The organism is Streptomyces sp. NPDC048484 (assembly GCF_040651415.1).
Taxonomy (GTDB): Bacteria; Actinomycetota; Actinomycetes; order Streptomycetales; family Streptomycetaceae; genus Streptomyces.
Genome location: NZ_JBEZJY010000001.1, coordinates 124,212 through 140,064, shown reverse-complemented (window position 1 = coordinate 140,064; position 15,853 = coordinate 124,212). Strand labels below are relative to the sequence as shown.

At 69.6% G+C, this 15,853-nt stretch carries 14 protein-coding genes; 8 read left to right on the top strand and 6 right to left on the bottom strand.

All coding sequences use genetic code 11. The features are described 5' to 3' along the window. Positions 1 to 46 precede the first annotated feature (46 nt). Both AB0D14_RS00545 and AB0D14_RS00540 read right to left on the bottom strand, forming a co-directional pair. Positions 47 to 376 carry a hypothetical protein gene (locus AB0D14_RS00545; protein WP_362772521.1) on the bottom strand — a complete coding sequence of 110 codons (330 nt, stop codon included), beginning with the start codon at positions 374 to 376 and terminating at the stop codon, positions 47 to 49. Positions 377 to 500: 124 nt separating this feature from the next. Then, entirely contained in the window at positions 501 to 2,849 is a 2,349-nt protein-coding gene (locus AB0D14_RS00540) for an immune inhibitor A domain-containing protein (RefSeq protein ID WP_362772519.1), read from the bottom strand. A gap of 471 nt (positions 2,850 to 3,320) precedes the next feature. On the opposite strand from AB0D14_RS00540, the gene AB0D14_RS00535 reads away from it, so the two are divergent. After that, the gene (locus AB0D14_RS00535) at positions 3,321 to 3,674 is read left to right on the top strand and encodes a hypothetical protein (RefSeq protein ID WP_362772516.1); all 354 of its coding nucleotides are present in this window, start codon (positions 3,321 to 3,323) and stop codon (positions 3,672 to 3,674) included. A 117-nt stretch (positions 3,675 to 3,791) separates the two neighbouring features. On the opposite strand, the gene AB0D14_RS00530 is transcribed toward AB0D14_RS00535, so the two are convergent. Further along, positions 3,792 to 4,502, bottom strand: a complete 711-nt coding sequence (locus AB0D14_RS00530) for an RDD family protein (RefSeq protein WP_362772513.1) — start codon at positions 4,500 to 4,502, stop codon at positions 3,792 to 3,794. A gap of 61 nt (positions 4,503 to 4,563) precedes the next feature. Continuing rightward, the gene (locus tag AB0D14_RS00525; protein ID WP_362772511.1) at positions 4,564 to 6,195 is read right to left on the bottom strand and encodes an RDD family protein; all 1,632 of its coding nucleotides are present in this window, start codon (positions 6,193 to 6,195) and stop codon (positions 4,564 to 4,566) included. Positions 6,196 to 6,459: 264 nt separating this feature from the next. On the opposite strand from AB0D14_RS00525, the gene AB0D14_RS00520 reads away from it, so the two are divergent. After that, positions 6,460 to 6,933 (top strand): SsgA family sporulation/cell division regulator, encoded by a 474-nt coding sequence (locus AB0D14_RS00520; protein ID WP_362772508.1) that lies wholly within the window; start codon positions 6,460 to 6,462, stop codon positions 6,931 to 6,933. Positions 6,934 to 6,971: 38 nt separating this feature from the next. Here AB0D14_RS00520 and AB0D14_RS00515 read toward each other — a convergent pair whose 3' ends face one another. Then, positions 6,972 to 8,387: an FAD-linked oxidase C-terminal domain-containing protein gene (locus AB0D14_RS00515; RefSeq protein ID WP_362772505.1), complete on the bottom strand. Its 1,416-nt coding sequence runs from the start codon at positions 8,385 to 8,387 to the stop codon at positions 6,972 to 6,974. Positions 8,388 to 8,490: 103 nt separating this feature from the next. On the opposite strand from AB0D14_RS00515, the gene AB0D14_RS00510 reads away from it, so the two are divergent. Beyond that, on the top strand, positions 8,491 to 9,996 hold the full coding sequence (locus AB0D14_RS00510) for a tetratricopeptide repeat protein (RefSeq protein WP_362772502.1): 1,506 nt from the start codon (positions 8,491 to 8,493) through the stop codon (positions 9,994 to 9,996). A 198-nt stretch (positions 9,997 to 10,194) separates the two neighbouring features. On the opposite strand, the gene hppD is transcribed toward AB0D14_RS00510, so the two are convergent. Then, the gene (gene hppD / locus AB0D14_RS00505) at positions 10,195 to 11,340 is read right to left on the bottom strand and encodes a 4-hydroxyphenylpyruvate dioxygenase (RefSeq protein ID WP_362772500.1); all 1,146 of its coding nucleotides are present in this window, start codon (positions 11,338 to 11,340) and stop codon (positions 10,195 to 10,197) included. A 122-nt stretch (positions 11,341 to 11,462) separates the two neighbouring features. Between hppD and AB0D14_RS00500 the strand changes: the two genes are divergently transcribed. From AB0D14_RS00500 to AB0D14_RS00480, 5 genes are read left to right on the top strand one after another with little or no spacing between them, the layout of a single operon-like run. Further along, positions 11,463 to 11,939 (top strand): Lrp/AsnC family transcriptional regulator, encoded by a 477-nt coding sequence (locus tag AB0D14_RS00500; protein WP_362773130.1) that lies wholly within the window; start codon positions 11,463 to 11,465, stop codon positions 11,937 to 11,939. Positions 11,940 to 11,963: 24 nt separating this feature from the next. Then, positions 11,964 to 12,611, top strand: coding sequence for an ABC transporter permease (locus AB0D14_RS00495; RefSeq protein ID WP_362772498.1), 648 nt, complete (start codon positions 11,964 to 11,966; stop codon positions 12,609 to 12,611). 10 nt (positions 12,612 to 12,621) lie between these two features. Next, positions 12,622 to 13,953 carry a betaine/proline/choline family ABC transporter ATP-binding protein gene (locus AB0D14_RS00490; protein WP_362773127.1) on the top strand — a complete coding sequence of 444 codons (1,332 nt, stop codon included), beginning with the start codon at positions 12,622 to 12,624 and terminating at the stop codon, positions 13,951 to 13,953. Further along, the gene (locus AB0D14_RS00485) at positions 13,950 to 14,858 is read left to right on the top strand and encodes an ABC transporter permease (RefSeq protein ID WP_362772495.1); all 909 of its coding nucleotides are present in this window, start codon (positions 13,950 to 13,952) and stop codon (positions 14,856 to 14,858) included. The genes AB0D14_RS00490 and AB0D14_RS00485 overlap by 4 nt, the downstream gene beginning before the upstream one ends. After that, positions 14,855 to 15,823 (top strand): glycine betaine ABC transporter substrate-binding protein, encoded by a 969-nt coding sequence (locus tag AB0D14_RS00480; RefSeq protein WP_362772493.1) that lies wholly within the window; start codon positions 14,855 to 14,857, stop codon positions 15,821 to 15,823. Before AB0D14_RS00485 ends, AB0D14_RS00480 begins: the two co-directional genes overlap by 4 nt. Positions 15,824 to 15,853 lie beyond the last annotated feature (30 nt).

Below are 15,853 nucleotides of genomic sequence, written 5' to 3'. Positions count from 1 at the left end.
GGGGCGGTCCGAAGGGGCGGTCCGAAGGGGCGGTCCGGACGGAGCGTTACAGAGGCGCGGTCGGCCGGCGCATCAGCGCGCGGATCGGGTGCCAGAGCTCGGCCGCGACAGCGTCCGCCCCCGGCGCCGTACGCCATATGAGGCCGTCGGGATGGTGCAGGACGGCGGTGATCTCGTCCGGGCTCGGCGGCTCCGCGTTACCGCGCAGGTACACCGCCCGCAGGCCCAGGTTGCGCAGCCGCGTCAGCGCCCGGGCGCGGTTCTGGGCGTGCACCAGCACCCGTACCGAGCCGCTGCCCGCGGCGAGCGGTCTGGGCAGGTTCAACGCCACCACGACGGTGCCGTTCGGCAGCTTGCTGAAGCCTCCTGCGGCCATGCGGTCATACCCCCGTGAGATTCGGTGTCAATAAGAGAGCCACAGGACGCACCTAAACACGATCGGCCGCAACCCGCCAGGGGGTTGCGGCCGATCATGGCTTGACCTGCGAAAACGTCTCTTACTACCGTGCGGAGGAGACCTTCACGGTGATCGTCGAGCCGTCGCGGGGCTCCTTCACGATCGCGATCTTGGTGTTGGTGTCAGTGATCTTGACGCCTCCGGTCGGGTTGGCGGTGTCGTAGTAGGTGTTCGTGCGGTCGTTGAAGATCCGGTTGCCCGGCTGCGACTTGATCTTCGTGGCCACGTCCGCCTTGTGCAGCGTGAGACCGTCCGTCCGGTACGAGCTGAAGGGCGAGTCGTACGACTGGACGCGGTTGCGCATCAGCGTGCCGTCGGACCACTTCAGCGCCTTCGGGTGGGCGTCCACCGGCAGCAGCAGGCCGGTGCCCTTGTGCTGGCTGACGTTGTTGTCCCGCTGGGAGGTGTCCCACTTCCAGATCAACAGGCCGTTCTGGTACGGGAAGTGCTCCACCCAGGACGGACGCGTGGTCGCGAAGCCGAAGTTGTACGGGCCGACCTTGAGGGTCTTGTCGTACGACACGTACTGGCGGTTCTCGGCGATGTAGTACTGCGCGTAGTCCTTGGTGAAGGACGCGCCGATACGGGAGAAGCCGACCGACTTCCACGCGGCGTCAGCGGTCTCGGCGTTGTCCGAGAAGACCGCGGAGCCGTCGGCGGTGACGGTGATCCGGTCCGCCGCGAATCCCTTCTGGGCCACGCCGCCGTCGGTGGAGTAGCGGAAGCGCAGGTCGATCTTCTGGCCCGCGTAGGCGTCGAGCGGGAACGACAGCTTCTTGTACGCGTCCACCGTGCCGGTCAGCGCGGGGCTGCCGCTGGCGTCGCGCGGGATCGGCGCACCGTCGACCGTTCCGTCGACAGCGGTCCACTTGGTGCCGCCGTCGGTGGAGACCTCGGTGTAGAGGTAGTCGAAGTCCGTCTCGATGTCGTAGTAGCCGTCGAGGGTCAGCGCCGCCGAGGACTTGCCCGTGAGGTCCACGGAACGGGTCAGTGTGTTCTTGAGGTTGTTGGCGCTGCCGCTCCACCACTGGGTGGCGCCCTCGGCCGGGGGGACGACCTCGGTGGTGACCGCCTTCTTCGGCAGCTCGACCACCAGCGCCTGGGCCTTCTTGGTGTTGTACTCGGCCACGCCCAGCGTGTGGGTGGAGCGCTTCGCGGCCTTGGCCGTGTCGTACTTCAGCCAGCCGAGCTGGAGCTTGTCCCAGGCGGTCATGTCGCCGGGCAGGTCACCGATGGCGTTCTTGCCGGTGCCGAGCCAGGAGCCGGAGGACATCAGGGTCCAGAAGGCGGTGGAGTTCTCAGCGGTGTTGGTCGTGTCGTAGTGGTCCGGCAGACCCAGGTCGTGGCCGTACTCGTGGGCGAAGACGCCGAGTCCGCCGTTCTCCGGCTGGATCGTGTAGTCGCCGACCCAGATGCCGGAGTCGCCGATCTGCGCGCCGCCCATCTTGTTGCCCTCGGGGCCGGTGGCACCGGCGTCGGTGCCGAACGCGTACCAGCGGTGGGCCCAGATGGCGTCGTCGCCCTGGGCGCCGCCGCCCGCGGACTCGTCCTCGCCGGCGTGCACGATCTGGAAGTGGTCGATGTAGCCGTCGGGCTCGTTGAAGTTGCCGTCGGCGTCGAAGTCGTTGCGGTCCCACTTGTCGTAGGCGGACAGCGCGGACTTGATGTCGGCGTCGGACTTGCCGGCCGCCTTCTGGGCCTCGACCCAGGCGGTGACACCGTCCGCGACGGCGTTCCACGCGCAGGTGTCGGGCTCACACTTGTTGGAGCCGTAACGGGCCTCGTTGTAGGGCACCTTGACCCAGTCGGAGACCGTGCCGTCGATGGAGTAGCGGCCCGAGGACTGCTTCTCGTAGTACTTCTTCATCGACTCGGCACCCTTGCCGGTGCCGAAGTACAGGTCCTGGTAGTGCTCTTTGTTGTAGTCCGCCTGCCAGTCCGTGCTGTTGTCCTCGGCACGGTCCGGCTCGGCTATCTGGTTGTGCAGCGGGCCGGGGGTGCCGCCGTAGCGGCTGTCCACCTGGTCGCCGAACTCGACGAGGATCGTGAAGATCTCGTCGGACTTCTCCCGGCCGAGCTCCACGTACTTGCCGTTCTGGAGCTTCACGACCTGCGAGCCGCCGCGCTTGACGGCCTTGGCGTCGCCGGAGATGACCCTCTTGAGGGCCTCCTCGCGCTGGGCTTCCTGACGGTCGGTCAGGGGGCCCTTCAGGTCGTGCTCGTGCTCGGCGTCGTCCCCGGCGCGTGCCGGGTCCTGCCGGTTCGCGGCCGCGGCCGGCTCGTCGCCGGCGTCGGCGGCCTGCGCCACCGCGAAGGTCGAGAACGTGGCGGCGGCCGTTGCGAGCGCCACACCCACCGCGGCTGCTCTGAACGTCCATGGTCTGCTGGTCACTTGAGGCAGTCCTCCCCCGCGCCCGGGCGCGCGGAAGGAGGGGTGTCCAGGTTATGGAGTCCGCGCGCGCTCTATGCGCGTCACAAGTGACGACATTCGATCGGAGTTACCGGAGAAAAGACAGATCTTGACTTGAACAGGTCAAGTGCGATAAGGGCCGGCGGCCGCTCGTCACGCGCCGGCACCCACCCGTTCCCGGTTGGTCTCCGCACCGCTCACCAGGCGCGTTCAAAAGCCTGCTTGTCGGACGCGATGATTCCGTGCGCCCCCCGTGCACCGGCACCGTGGGTTAGGTCACGCTTACCGCTCGTTCCACTCGGGCAGACAGGCGAATAGAGTCGTTTGGCGGCGCGCCGGATTTCCGGTGATTTGCCGAGCGACACCGTTGTCGCACCCCTGATTCTTGTCCGCCCCCTCCCCCACCGCGAGAGGCACCCGGGGGGAGACCCCCACCCCGAGGACGGAACTGCCATGCCTCGTCCGACCGCCGCACAGCTCGCCTACGGTTCCTGCACCGTGATCTTCTCCACGCTCGCCATGCTGCTGCTGTCACAGACGAGTTCGGGCCTGGGAGTCGTGGTCATCGCACTCTCCGCCCTCGTGCTCGGCCTCCTCGTGGCCATGACGGTTCCGGTTCCGAAGCCCGCAGCGACCGCCGCCCCGGGGGCGTCCGCTGCCGCCGGGTCCTCCGGTGTTCCCGAGGCGTCCGCTGTCCGCTCTTCGCCCGTCACCGTCAGCGTCGCCGTCGCGGAACAGCGTGTTCCGGCGCTGCGCGAGACCGTCGCCGCCGCCGGCGCGTCCGAGCCGATGCGCGAACGCGCCTGACTGCTGCCGCCTGTTCAGTACTGCCGTCGGATCCGTACTGGCGTCTGTTCAGTACTGCCGCCGGTTCCATGCTGCCGTCGGTTCCGTGCTGCCGCCCGTCGCCTGTCGTCGGGCGGTTCAGGCGGTGCTGACCACCACCGTCTTGGCCGCCTTGTCGTGCAGCCCCTGCTTGTACGGCTTGTCGAAAAAGCTCCAACCGCCCGCGATGGCGGTCCAGATGCACGCGCAGCAGAACGCGAACGGCACCCACAGCACCAGTGCGCGGACCAGTGAGGTCTGCACGGAGGGCGTGGAGCCGTTGTCGAGGTTCGCCACCCGCAACTGCAGCCACCGCTTGCCGAGGGTCTGTCCCGACCGGGTGGTCATGAAGGTGTCGTAGCCGACGTAGAGCAGCAGGGCGATCAGGGACTGGCCGAAGGACTTGCCGTACTCGATCTTGTCCGTGTCCACGTCGTACTCGTTGACGCCGAAGCCCCACGTCAGCAGCCACACCACGATGACGACGAGGAGCATGTCGATGATCCGCGCGAGCACGCGTTTGCCGCTGTCGGCGAGGGGCGGCATCCCGGTGAGCGGGTCGTTGGAGTACGGGCCGCCTCCGTAGGGGTCACCGCCTCCATAGGGACCACCGCTCCCGTACGGGTCACCGCCTCCATGGGGACCACCGCTCCCGTAGGGGTCACCGCCTCCGTAGGGTGGCGGTGTGGCGCCGTACGGGGAACCACCGCCCTGCCCCGGCGGTGGCGGCTGCTGCTTCTTGAACGGGTCCTCGTCCGGCGGTCTGTGCTGCGGATCGTCGTCCGGAGGGGGCGGCGGCTCGGTGGTCATGTTCCGAGTCGATCGCGAACCCCCCGACCCCGCAACGGGGGACGGCCGTCCGGGGTACCCGTCAGCCGGCGACGAACGTGTGGGCCGCCTTGTCGTGCCAGCACTGGCGCCACGGGCGGTCGAACAGGCCCCACACGACGCCCACCACACCGATGGCGAGGACGCCCGGGACGCTGTAGACGAGCCAGCGGCGCAGGGCCAGGCCGAACGACGGAGGGTCGCCCCCCTCGATGTCCCGCACCTGGAGGCCGAACAGCTTCTTCCCGAGGGTGCGGCCCCATTTGGCGGTGGGCAGCGCCTCGTAGAGGACACCGAAGAGGATCAGGACGGCGAGCACGATGCCGAGGTAGAGCGCGGTCGTGCCGTCCAGCAGCCAGACCGTGACCGTCTCACCGGACAGCTTGGCCGCGTCGATCTTCTCGTTGACGTGGTCGAGGGCCTTGGTGCCCAGCGGTACGGCGGCCGCACCGGTGACCGCGGCCAGCACGAGCGTGTCCACGAGGCGGGCGGCGAACCGCTTGCCAAGACCCGCCGGACGCGCGTTCGCCTGCGAGCGGGCTACCGCCTGGAACGGGTCCTCCCGCACCGGCTTCCACGGCACGACGGGCTGATCCTCGTCCGGCCCGGCCAGTCGGTGCACCTGCTGGGCCCAGGAGGGCTGTCCGCCGCCAAGGCCCGCGCTCATGGGCGCCGCCTGGGAGCCGGACTGCGGGGGCACGGTGGGGGTGGACTGCTGCGGGGCAGCCGGAGTAGCCGGAGTGGCCGGAGTGGCCGGAGTGGAGAACGCGGAGGCCTGGGCCTCACCCTGGGCCTGGGGCTGGGCCGCGGAGTTCTGTCCCGCGCGCTGTTGCCCCGCTCGCGGCGACATCCTCCTGAAGGTCATCGTGCCTTCGGAGGCGAGGGGTTCGCGGGAGCCGGGAACACCGGGCAGGTTGGGGCCCGTTGAGCCGTCGGCGCCGGGCGGAGCCGCGGCCGCGGCGTCCGCGCCCGGGTTCTGCGGGCGACCCGCACCGGACGTGCCGGCGACATGCGCGCGCCCGGCACCCATGGCACCGGCCGCCCCTGCGGCACCCGTGGGGCGTACGGGTCCCGTGGGGGGTACGGGTCCCGTGGGCCTGCGGAAGACCACAGTGCCGCCGGAGGCGCCGGAGTCGGAGGGGGAAGGCGTGGGCGCTCCTGTGTCGCCTCCGGTATCGCTCTCGTCGTCGGACGCGTGGAACGTGGCCGTGCCGTCCGCGTGGTCCGACCTGCCGTCGGGCTGCGCCTGCTGGGAGGGCCGAGCCTGGTGGGCGGACTGCGACGGTACGCGTGGGTCCGGTGAACCCCAGCGGACCCGGCGGTCCGGATCGCCGCCGAAGCCGGTCTGCCGGGAGCGGTCGGCGCCCCACGCGGTGGCCGGCTCGGGGCGGCTGCCGTGCTGCGCCTCGGCGGGCGACGGTCCCGCGGGCGGCGGGTCCTCGTCGAAGAAGTGCGGGCCGGTCTCCTCCGTGGACACGGAGGGCACGGGGGACGCGGGGGTGGGCTGCGCGTCGTCGGGCGACGGGATCGGTTCACCGCCGGCCGGCGCCGGCCGGCTGGTGCCCGGCACCCATGAGGAACCGTTCCAGTACCGGACATATCCAGGAATGGACGGGTCCGGGTAGTACCCCTCTCGGGGGCTGTCGTCGCCGGGGGCCGGGGTTGGGGCGCTCATGTCCGTCGTCCCGTATCTGCTCGGGGGTTGTGTTGAGCGTCCACATCTATCAGACCGGCGCAAGCGCCACTGCCGCTCCTGGCGTACCTACCCCCTTCGAGCAAGGTTCTCCCACGTTTTCCGGCCGTCTCGGGGTAGAGGAGCGGCGGGCGGCGGAGCCCTCCGAGGAAAGTTCCGCGAACCGGCGTAATGCTGTGGGCTCCGCGCTCTCTCCACTCGTACGGGCCCACCCACAGGGCCCTGGAGACGAGAGGAACGTACGACATGCACACCGTGGTGGAACGCGAGCTGGAGCTCAAGCTGGTCCTGTCCCCCGAGCGCAGCATCCCTGTCCCGGCTCTGCTGAGCTATCGCACCGACGACCCGTACGCCGTCCACGTCACCTTCCACATCGGCACCGACCACCCCGTGAACTGGACGTTCGCACGCGAGCTGCTCGTCGAGGGGGTGTTCCGGCCGTGCGGGCACGGGGATGTGCGGGTGTGGCCGATGAAGGCCGACGGGCGCGGTGTCGTCCTGATGGCGCTGAGTTCACCCGACGGGGACGCCCTGCTCGAAGCGCCCGCCGCGCAGGTGTCGGCCTGGCTGGAGCGCACCCTGCGGATGGTTCCGCCGGGCGCCGAGGCCGAGCAGCTCGGTATCGACGACGGCCTCGCCGAGCTGCTCGCGCCCGCCCCGGCCGACGACCTGTGGCTGTGCGATCCGTGGCTCTCGGACGAGTCCGGGGACGGGGAGTGAAAAGACGGGGGGTGAAAGGACGGGGAGTGAGGGGTGTTTTAGAAGAGTTTGCCGGGGTTGAGGATGCCCAGTGGGTCGAAGGTTGCCTTGACCGCCTGTTGCATCTCGATGCCGACCGGGCCGATCTCGCGTGCGAGCCAGTCCTTCTTGAGGACGCCCACGCCGTGCTCGCCGGTGATCGTGCCGCCGAGTTCCAGGCCGAGGGCCATGATCTCGTCGAAGGACTCACGGGCGCGCCGGGACTCGTCCGGGTCGCCCGCGTCGAAGCAGACGGTCGGGTGGGTGTTGCCGTCGCCCGCGTGTGCGACGACCCCGATGGTCAGCTGGTACTTCTCGGCGATGCGGTCGACCCCTGCGAGCATCTCGGCGAGCCTGGAGCGCGGTACGCACACGTCGTCGATCATCGTCGTGCCCTTGACCGCCTCAAGACCGGTGAGGGACAGCCGGCGGGCCTGGAGGAGCAGTTCCGACTCGGCCTCGTCCTCCGCCGGTACGACCTGGGTGGCGCCGGCCGCCTCGCACAGCGCGCCGACCGCGGCGAGGTCGGCGGCCGGGTCGAGCGTGTCGAAGGCGGCGAGGAGCAGGGCCTCGGTGCTCTCCGGGAGGCCCATGTTCGCCATGTCGTTGACGGCCTTCACCGTCGTACGGTCCATCAGTTCGAGGAGGGACGGCACATGGCCGCCCTCCATGATCCGGCAGACCGCGTCGCAGGCGGCCGCCCCGGACTCGAACTCGGCGGCCAGCACCAGCTGCCGGGGCGGTCGCGGCTTCAGGGCCAGGGTCGCTCCGACGACAATGCCGAGCGAGCCCTCCGAACCAACGAAGAGACGCGTCAGGTCGTATCCCGCGACACCCTTGGCCGTGCGGCGGCCGGTTGACATCAGGCGTCCGTCGGCGAGGACGACGTCCAGGCCGAGGACGTACTCGGCCGTCACTCCGTACTTCACACAGCACAGGCCGCCGGAGGCCGTGCCGATGTTGCCGCCGATGGTGCACATCTCCCAGCTGGATGGGTCCGGCGGGTAGGAGAGGCCGTGTTCGTTGACGGCGCGGGAGAGCGTGGCGTTGATGACGCCCGGCTCCACCACCGCGATCCGGTCGACGGGGCTGATCTCCAGGATCCGGTCCATCTTGACGAGGGACAGCACGATGCAGCCCTCGGAGGCGTTGGCGGCGCCCGACAGACCCGTACGGGCACCCTGCGGGACGACCGGGACGCGTAGCTCGGTGGCGACGCGCATGACGTGCTGGACCTGCTCCACGGTGCGCGGCAGCACGACGACGGCGGGGGTGCCCGCCTCGCAGAAGCTGGCCATGTCGTTGGCGTACGAGCTGGTGATGTCCGGGTCGGTGAGGACGGCCTCGGCCGGCAGGCCCGCGAGGAGACGTTCGGCGACGCTGCCCACTGCCACGATGTCTTCATCGGGTCGGGCTTCGATGCGGCTCATGATCACAGCGTCGCACTCGGGGCCATCGGTGTGAACCCCGCCCACGCGAGGCTTTGCGTGTCGGGGTGGTGGCCGGATGTGCTCTTCGTATTGACGCACAGTGAGCGGCGTGGAGAGAGAGCTGCGGGCGTTGGCCGGGGCCGTCGTGGGCTGCTTGGCTCTGGGTGGTGCGCTGATGGTGATGCCCGATGGGGGTCACCACCGGCCTGCCTCCCCCGGGCCCGTGGCGCGGGCCGTGACCGCGGTCGGGTCCGGGGCGCCCGCCTCGCTGCCCGACCTGGTCGCGCTGATCGGTGACCACGAGGCGCATCTGCGGGCCCACCCGGGTGACGTACGGTCGTGGGCCGAACTCGGCGCGGCGTACGTGGAGCGGGGCGAGCGGACCGCTGAGCCGCGGTACTACCCGAAGGCCGAGAAGGCCTTGCTCGCGTCGCTTACTTCGCTTACGTCGCTCAAGGCGAAGGGGAAAGCGGGGGGCAAGGCGAAGGGGAACACGGAGGCGTTCCGTGGGCTGGCCTCGCTCGCCAATGCCCGGCACGATTTCCGGACCGCGCGGAAGTGGGGCGAGGCCGCGGTGGCTGCCTCGCCGAAGCGGTGGACGGTGTATCCGCCGCTGATCGACGCCTACCGGGGGCTCGGCGATTACAAGTCCGCGCGCAGAGCGCTGGCCAAGCTTGTGGCACTTCCTTCGGGGGGCCGGGCCTCGGGGCCGGCGTCGACGGCGGCGTCGAGGGCGCAGGTGCTGACGCGGGCCGGGCTCGTGTACCGGGACCGGGGGTGGCGGGAGGACTCCGCCGCCGCTCTGTCCGACGCGGCGGCGCTCGCCTCTGCGCCGGCCGAGCGGGCCGGGTGTCTCGTGCGGGTCGGGGAGCTGGCCTGGGAGCGGGGGGAGCCCGCCGAGTCGCTGCGCGCCTACGAGGCCGCGCTGCGGGTCGAACCCGGTGAGCACGCGGCGCGGGCCGGGCAGGGCAGGGCGCTGGCCGCGCTGGGGCGGCACTCGGAGGCGCTGCGGGCGTACCAGTCCGCGCTGGCGAAGCGGCCGTTGCCGCAGTACGCGCTGGAGCTGGGCGAGTTGTACGAGTCGCTGGGGCTGGAGGGGGCGGCGAGTGCCCAGTACGACGTGGTGCGTGCGCGGGTACGGGAAGGGGATGCGGGGGGTGTGAACGACGAGCTCGTGCTCGGGCTCTTCGAGGCGGATCACGGGGACACGGATGCTGTGGCGACCGCAGTGCGGCGGCTGCGGGCCGAGTGGGCGCGGCATCCTTCCGTGGCGGTCGCGGATGCGTTGGGGTGGGCGTTGCATCGTGCCGGGAAGGACAAGGAGGCGATCGTGTTCGCCACGAAGGCCACGGACAGAGTGCACGGGGGTGGGGTGCGGTTCGCCCTGTACGCGTATCACCGGGGGGTGATCGAGCGGGAGTCGCGGATGTCGGGGGCTGCTCGGCGGCATCTCGGGGAGGCGCTGCGGGTCAATCCGTCGTTCTCGCCGCTGCTTGTGCCGTTGGCTGAGCGGGCGTTGGAGGAGTTGGGGGAGCCGGAGGCGGGGGCGGTGCCGGAGTTGGAGGCGGGGGCGGGGGCGGGGGCTGAGGCTGAGGCTGAGGCTGAGGGCGCGTGACTGAGGGCGCGTGGCTGTGGGTGGGTCGGGGCCGTGCCGGTACGTCGAGCCCGTCGCCTTCCGGGTGTACTGCCCCAAGACGGAAAGGGCCGGGTTGATTGCAGGAGCCCTACGCGACGGGCTGCGACGTACCGGCACGGCCCGCTCCCGTAGCGAGACGGCCGCGGCACGGCATGGGGCGCTGCCGCGATCGAGGGGTCAGAGGTTGCCGCGTCGCTCCTGCTCTCGTTCGATCGCCTGGAAGAGGGCCTTGAAGTTGCCCTTGCCGAAGCCCATCGAGCCGTGGCGCTCGATCATCTCGAAGAAGACGGTCGGGCGGTCCTGGACCGGCTTGGTGAAAATCTGCAGGAGGTAGCCGTCCTCGTCGCGGTCCACCAGGATCTTCAGTTCGCGCAGGGTGTCGACGGGGACGCGGGTCTCTCCCGCCCACTCGCCGAGGGTGTCGTAGTAGGAGTCGGGGGTGTCCAGGAACTGGACGCCCGCAGCTCGCATTGTGCGGACTGTCTGGACGATGTCGTTGGTGTTCAGGGCGATGTGCTGGACGCCGGCGCCGCCGTAGAACTCCAGGTACTCGTCGATCTGGGACTTCTTCTTGGCGATGGCGGGCTCGTTGATCGGGAACTTGACCTTGAGCGTGCCGTCGGCGACGACCTTCGACATCAGGGCGCTGTACTCGGTGGCGATGTCGTCTCCCACGAACTCCTTCATGTTCGTGAAGCCCATGACCTTGTTGTAGAAGCCGACCCATTCGTCCATCCGGCCCAGTTCGACGTTGCCCACGCAGTGGTCGATGGCCTGGAAGGTGCGGTGGGCGGGTGGGGCGACGATGGGGGCGGCCGCCGTGAAGCCCGGGAGGTACGGGCCCTCGTAGCCCGCGCGCTCGACCAGGGTGTGGCGGGTCCTGCCGTAGGTGGCGATCGCGGCGAGGACGACCGTGCCGTGCTCGTCCTTGTGCTCGTACGGCTCGGTGAGGGGGCTGGCGCCGTGCTCGACGGCGTACGCGAAGGCGGCGCGGGCGTCCGGCACCTCGATGGCCAGATCGACCACGCCGTCGCCGTGTTCCGCCACGTGTTCGGCCAGGAAGTGGCCCCAGGGGGTGGTCGGCTTGATGACCGAGGTGAACACGAAACGGGCGGACCCGTTCTCCAGGACGTAGCTCGCGGTCTCTCGGCTGCCGTTCTCCGGTCCGGAGTAGGCGACGAGCTTCATACCGAAGGCGGTGGAGTAGTAGTGCGCCGCCTGCTTGGCGTTGCCCACGGCGAAGACGACCGCGTCCATTCCCTTGACCGGGAAGGGGTCTGCCTGCCGCGCGGTGTTCGGGGTGTGGTGAGTGGTCTGCGTCATGGCCGCAGACTCTCTCCCTTCCTCAAGGTGCGCAATGGTTTGTGATTTCGGTGGGCAATATGTTCAGTGAGGTAAGGGAATCGGCGGGCGTTGTGTACAGGATGACTACTGCGGAGGTTCATGTGGCGATCGATCGTTTGGACGGTCGGCTCATCGTGTTGCTCGCCGAGGAGCCTCGGATCGGCGTGCTGGAGATGTCCCGTCGGCTCGGTGTCGCGCGCGGGACCGTGCAGGCGCGGCTGGACCGACTTCAGTCGAATGGAGTCATCCGGGGGTTCGGGCCGCAGGTGGATCCCGCGGCCCTCGGATATCCCGTCACCGCTTTCGCGACCCTGCAGATCCGGCAGGGGCAAGGCGCGGACGTCCGGGCGCACTTGGCGACCGTGCCGGAGGTGCTGGAGCTGCACACGACCACGGGCGGCGGGGACATGCTGTGCCGGCTCGTGGCCCGGTCCAACGCCGATCTTCAACGTGTGATCGACCGGGTTGTCGGTTTCGATGGCATTGTCCGGGCCTCCACGGCGATCGTCATGGAGAACCCGGTTCCACTGCGGGTCATCCCGCTGGTGGAGCAGGCGGCGGGGGACGGCGACGACTGAGACGACTGAATGAGGTGACTGTGGGTGAACTTCTGGGAGTACCTCGGCAGTCGCCATCAGCAGCTCCTCGTTGACGCCTACCAACATGCCAGCGCCGTCTTCCAGTGCATGGTCGTGGCGACGGTCCTGGGGGTGGTGGTCGGAGTCGTCACCTACCGCAGCGACTGGGCGGGGAACCTCGCCACGATCACGACGGCGACCCTGCTGACCATCCCGTCGCTCGCCATGATCGGTCTGCTGATCCCGGTCGTGGGGCTGGGTGTCCCTCCCACGGTCATCGCCCTGACGCTGTACGGGCTGCTGCCGATCATCCGTAACTCGATCGTCGGGCTGCGCGGGGTCGATCCGTCGCTGGTGGACGCGGCGAGGGGCATCGGGATGTCACGGCTCGCCCGGCTCGTGCGCGTCGAGCTGCCGCTGGCCTGGCCGCCGATCCTGACCGGAATCCGGGTCTCCACGCAGATGCTGATGGGTATCGCCGCCATCGCCGCCTATGCCTCGGGGCCCGGGCTCGGCAACGAGATCTTCCGCGGTATCGCCTCCCTGGGCAGCAAGAACGCGCTCAACCAGGTCCTTGCCGGCACGCTCGGGATCATCGTCCTCGCGTTGCTGTTCGACGCCGCGTACGTCCTCATCGGGCGGCTGACCATCCCTAGGGGGATCCGTGTCTGAGACACCCGAGATGCCGGCCGGGGCGAGGGCCGAGAGGTCGCAGGGCGGCGGAGATGGTGGGGTGGCTGGGGATGATGGGAAGGGTGGGGTGGCTGGGGAGGAGCGGCGTGCGACCGGGGCCACCATCCGGTTGGAGAACCTGACCAAGCGGTATCCGGGGAGTTCCGAAGCCGCGGTGGACAGCGTCAACATGGAGATCAACTCCGGCGAGCTCGTCGTCCTCGTGGGGCCCTCGGGGTGCGGGAAGTCCACCACCCTGAAGATGATCAACCGGCTGATCGAGCCCACCGGCGGGCGGATCAGGATCGGTGGCGAGGACGTCACCCACATGGATCCCGTGAAGCTGCGGCGGAAGATCGGGTACGCCATCCAGTCCTCGGGGCTCTTCCCGCACATGACGGTCGCCCAGAACATCGGCCTCGTCCCGAAGATGATCGGCTGGCCGAAGTCGCGGGTCACGGCGCGGATCGAGGAGATGCTGGACCTGGTCGGGCTCGACGCCCGTGAGTTCCACGGGCGTTATCCGCGGCAGTTGTCGGGCGGGCAGCAGCAGCGGGTGGGGGTGGCTCGGGCGTTGGCCGCCGATCCGCCCGTGCTGTTGATGGACGAGCCGTTCGGTGCCGTCGATCCCATCACGCGTGATCATTTGCAGGACGAGCTGATCCGGCTCCAGCGCGAGCTGCACAAGACCATCGTGTTCGTCACGCACGACTTCGACGAGGCCATCAAGCTGGGCGACCGGATCGCGGTGCTGCGGGAGCAGTCCCACATCGCGCAGTTCGACACCCCGGAGGCGATCCTCACCAACCCCGCCGACGACTTCGTGTCGGGGTTCGTGGGCGCGGGGGCCGCTCTGAAGCGGCTGAACCTGACGCGCGTACGGGATGTGGAGATCACCGGCTATCCGACGGTGACCGTCGACGATCCGCTGCAGGAGATCTTCAACAGCATCAGGGCCAGCGGTACCAACGAGATCCTGCTGCTCGACAGACGGGGGCGGCCCTACAAGTGGCTGCGGCGCGGGGACCTCATGCGGGCCCGGGGCTCGCTGGCCAGGGCGGGCACGCTGGTGAACGACACGGTGACCCGGGACGCGACACTGCGGGACGCACTGGAGGCCGTGCTCACGGACAACGCGGGACGGGTCGTGGTGACCGGGCGGCGCGGGGAGTACACCGGCGTGGTGGACGTGGAGACGCTGATGAACTCCGTGCACGAGATGCTGGAGGCCGACCGACTCGACGCGGTGGAACACCAGCACGATCTGGAGGAGGCGCGCACCGAGCAGACCCGTCACGAGCAGGAGGGCGCGGTCGGCGGCGGGAAGGCGGGGGAAGCGTGAGGACTCCTGAGACCGACGACCGCGACCGCGACGGCAGGCGCGGCGACGGGGACGGGGACCTTCGTCACCGGCGCGCCCGTACCGGCTCGGAGGACGCCGGTCCGGAGGCCGGGCGGGAGGCCGCGTTCGAAGGGGACCTCGCCGCGGTTACCGCCGAGTCGCGGGCGCCCCGGCTCGGCTGGCGGAAGCTGACCTTTCTGCCCGTCGTGCTCGTCGTCGGGCTGCTCGCCACCTGGCTCTGGTTCCGGCAGGCGGAGCTGGACCCGCTCTCCGAGAACGCGCTCTCGAACGGCCAGGTGTGGAAGGCGCTGCGGCAGCACATCGAGCTGACCGTGATCTCCACGTTCTTCGTGCTGATCATCGCGATCCCGCTGGGCATCCTGCTGACGCGCGGGGCCTTCCGCAAGGCGACCCCGGTGGCGATGACCTTCGCCAACATGGGGCAGGCGACGCCCGCGATCGGGCTGCTGGCCCTGCTGGTGATCTGGCTGGGCATCGGGCGGAAGGCGGCCTTGATCGGCATCATCGCGTATGCCGTCCTGCCGGTGCTGTCGAACACGATCGCCGGACTGAAGGCGAACGATCCGACGCTCCTGGAGGCCGCCCGGGGCATCGGCATGTCACCGCTGGGCGTGCTGAGCCGCGTCGAACTACCCCTCGCCGTACCGCTGATCCTCGCGGGAGTCCGTACCGCACTCGTTCTGAACGTGGGCACGGCGACGCTCGCCACGTTCGGCGGGGGCGGCGGTCTGGGCGTGCTGATCACGACCGGGATCACCAACCAGCGGATGCCGGTGCTGATCCTCGGCTCGATCCTGACCGTCGCGCTGGCGCTGCTCGTCGACTGGCTGGCGTCGCTGGCCGAACTCTTGCTCAGTCCGCGCGGGCTGGAGGCGGGCTCATGAGGCAGCTTACGGGTCTGGTGGCGGCCGGGGCCCTGCTGGCGGGGGTCTCCGGGTGCGGGCTGACCAGCGGTTCGCCCATGGTCGACGATGTGAAGCCGGGGTCGATCGGGCGGGGGCAGCCGCTCAAGGGCGCCGATCTCACCGTGGCGTCCAAGGAGTTCACCGAGCAGCTCGTCCTCGGCGCGATCATGGGTATCGCCTTCCAGGCGGCCGGCGCCGACGTCCTCGACCGCACGGGCATCCAGGGTTCCATCGGCGCCCGCGAGGCGGTCAAGGGCGGGGACGCGGATGCCATGTACGAGTACACGGGCACCGCGTGGATCACCTACCAGGGCAACAGCGACCCGATCCCGGAACCGGACAAGCAGTGGGAGGCCGTGCGTGCGGCCGACCTGAAGAACGGGCTGACCTGGCTGGCCCCGTCGGAGCTGAACAATACGTACGCGCTCGCCATGAACCAGGCCAACTTCAAGAAGTACGGCACGAAGACACTCTCCGACGTGGCCGCCCTCTCGAAGTCGGACCCCGGGGCCGTCACGGTCTGTGTGGAGAGCGAGTTCGCCAACCGGGCGGACGGAATGCCGGGCATGGAGAAGGCGTACGGGATGAAACTGCCCAGCGGGAGCATCACGCAGATGGACACCGGGATCATCTACACCCAGGTGTCCAAGGGGAGTTGCACCTACGGGGAGGTCTTCACCACCGACGGGCGCATCAGGTCCATGAACCTCGCGGTGATGGCGGACGACAAGAAGTTCTTCCCCAACTACAACGTGGCTCCCACGGTCAACTCGGAGACCTTGAAGAAGTATCCGGCGATCGCCGGCGTCCTGGACCCGATCACCAAGCGGCTGGACAACGACGTGGCACAGGAGCTGAACGCCAAGGTGGACGTCGACGGCGAGGACCCGCACGCGGTGGCGCTGGACTGGATGAAGGCTGAGGGGTTCGTGAAGGACGGCTGAGCCGGCCGGCACGTGGGTGCCGCCAGCGGG

Bases quoted from the DNA above. Each gene is read 5' to 3' on its own strand.
- AB0D14_RS00545 (WP_362772521.1), bottom strand. From the start codon at position 376: ATGGCCGCAGGAGGCTTCAGCAAGCTGCCGAACGGCACCGTCGTGGTG.
- AB0D14_RS00535 (WP_362772516.1), top strand. From the start codon at position 3,321: ATGCCTCGTCCGACCGCCGCACAGCTCGCCTACGGTTCCTGCACCGTG.
- AB0D14_RS00530 (WP_362772513.1), bottom strand. From the start codon at position 4,502: ATGACCACCGAGCCGCCGCCCCCTCCGGACGACGATCCGCAGCACAGA.
- AB0D14_RS00525 (WP_362772511.1), bottom strand. From the start codon at position 6,195: ATGAGCGCCCCAACCCCGGCCCCCGGCGACGACAGCCCCCGAGAGGGG.
- AB0D14_RS00520 (WP_362772508.1), top strand. From the start codon at position 6,460: ATGCACACCGTGGTGGAACGCGAGCTGGAGCTCAAGCTGGTCCTGTCC.
- hppD (WP_362772500.1), bottom strand. From the start codon at position 11,340: ATGACGCAGACCACTCACCACACCCCGAACACCGCGCGGCAGGCAGAC.
- AB0D14_RS00490 (WP_362773127.1), top strand. From the start codon at position 12,622: ATGCCGGCCGGGGCGAGGGCCGAGAGGTCGCAGGGCGGCGGAGATGGT.
- AB0D14_RS00480 (WP_362772493.1), top strand. From the start codon at position 14,855: ATGAGGCAGCTTACGGGTCTGGTGGCGGCCGGGGCCCTGCTGGCGGGG.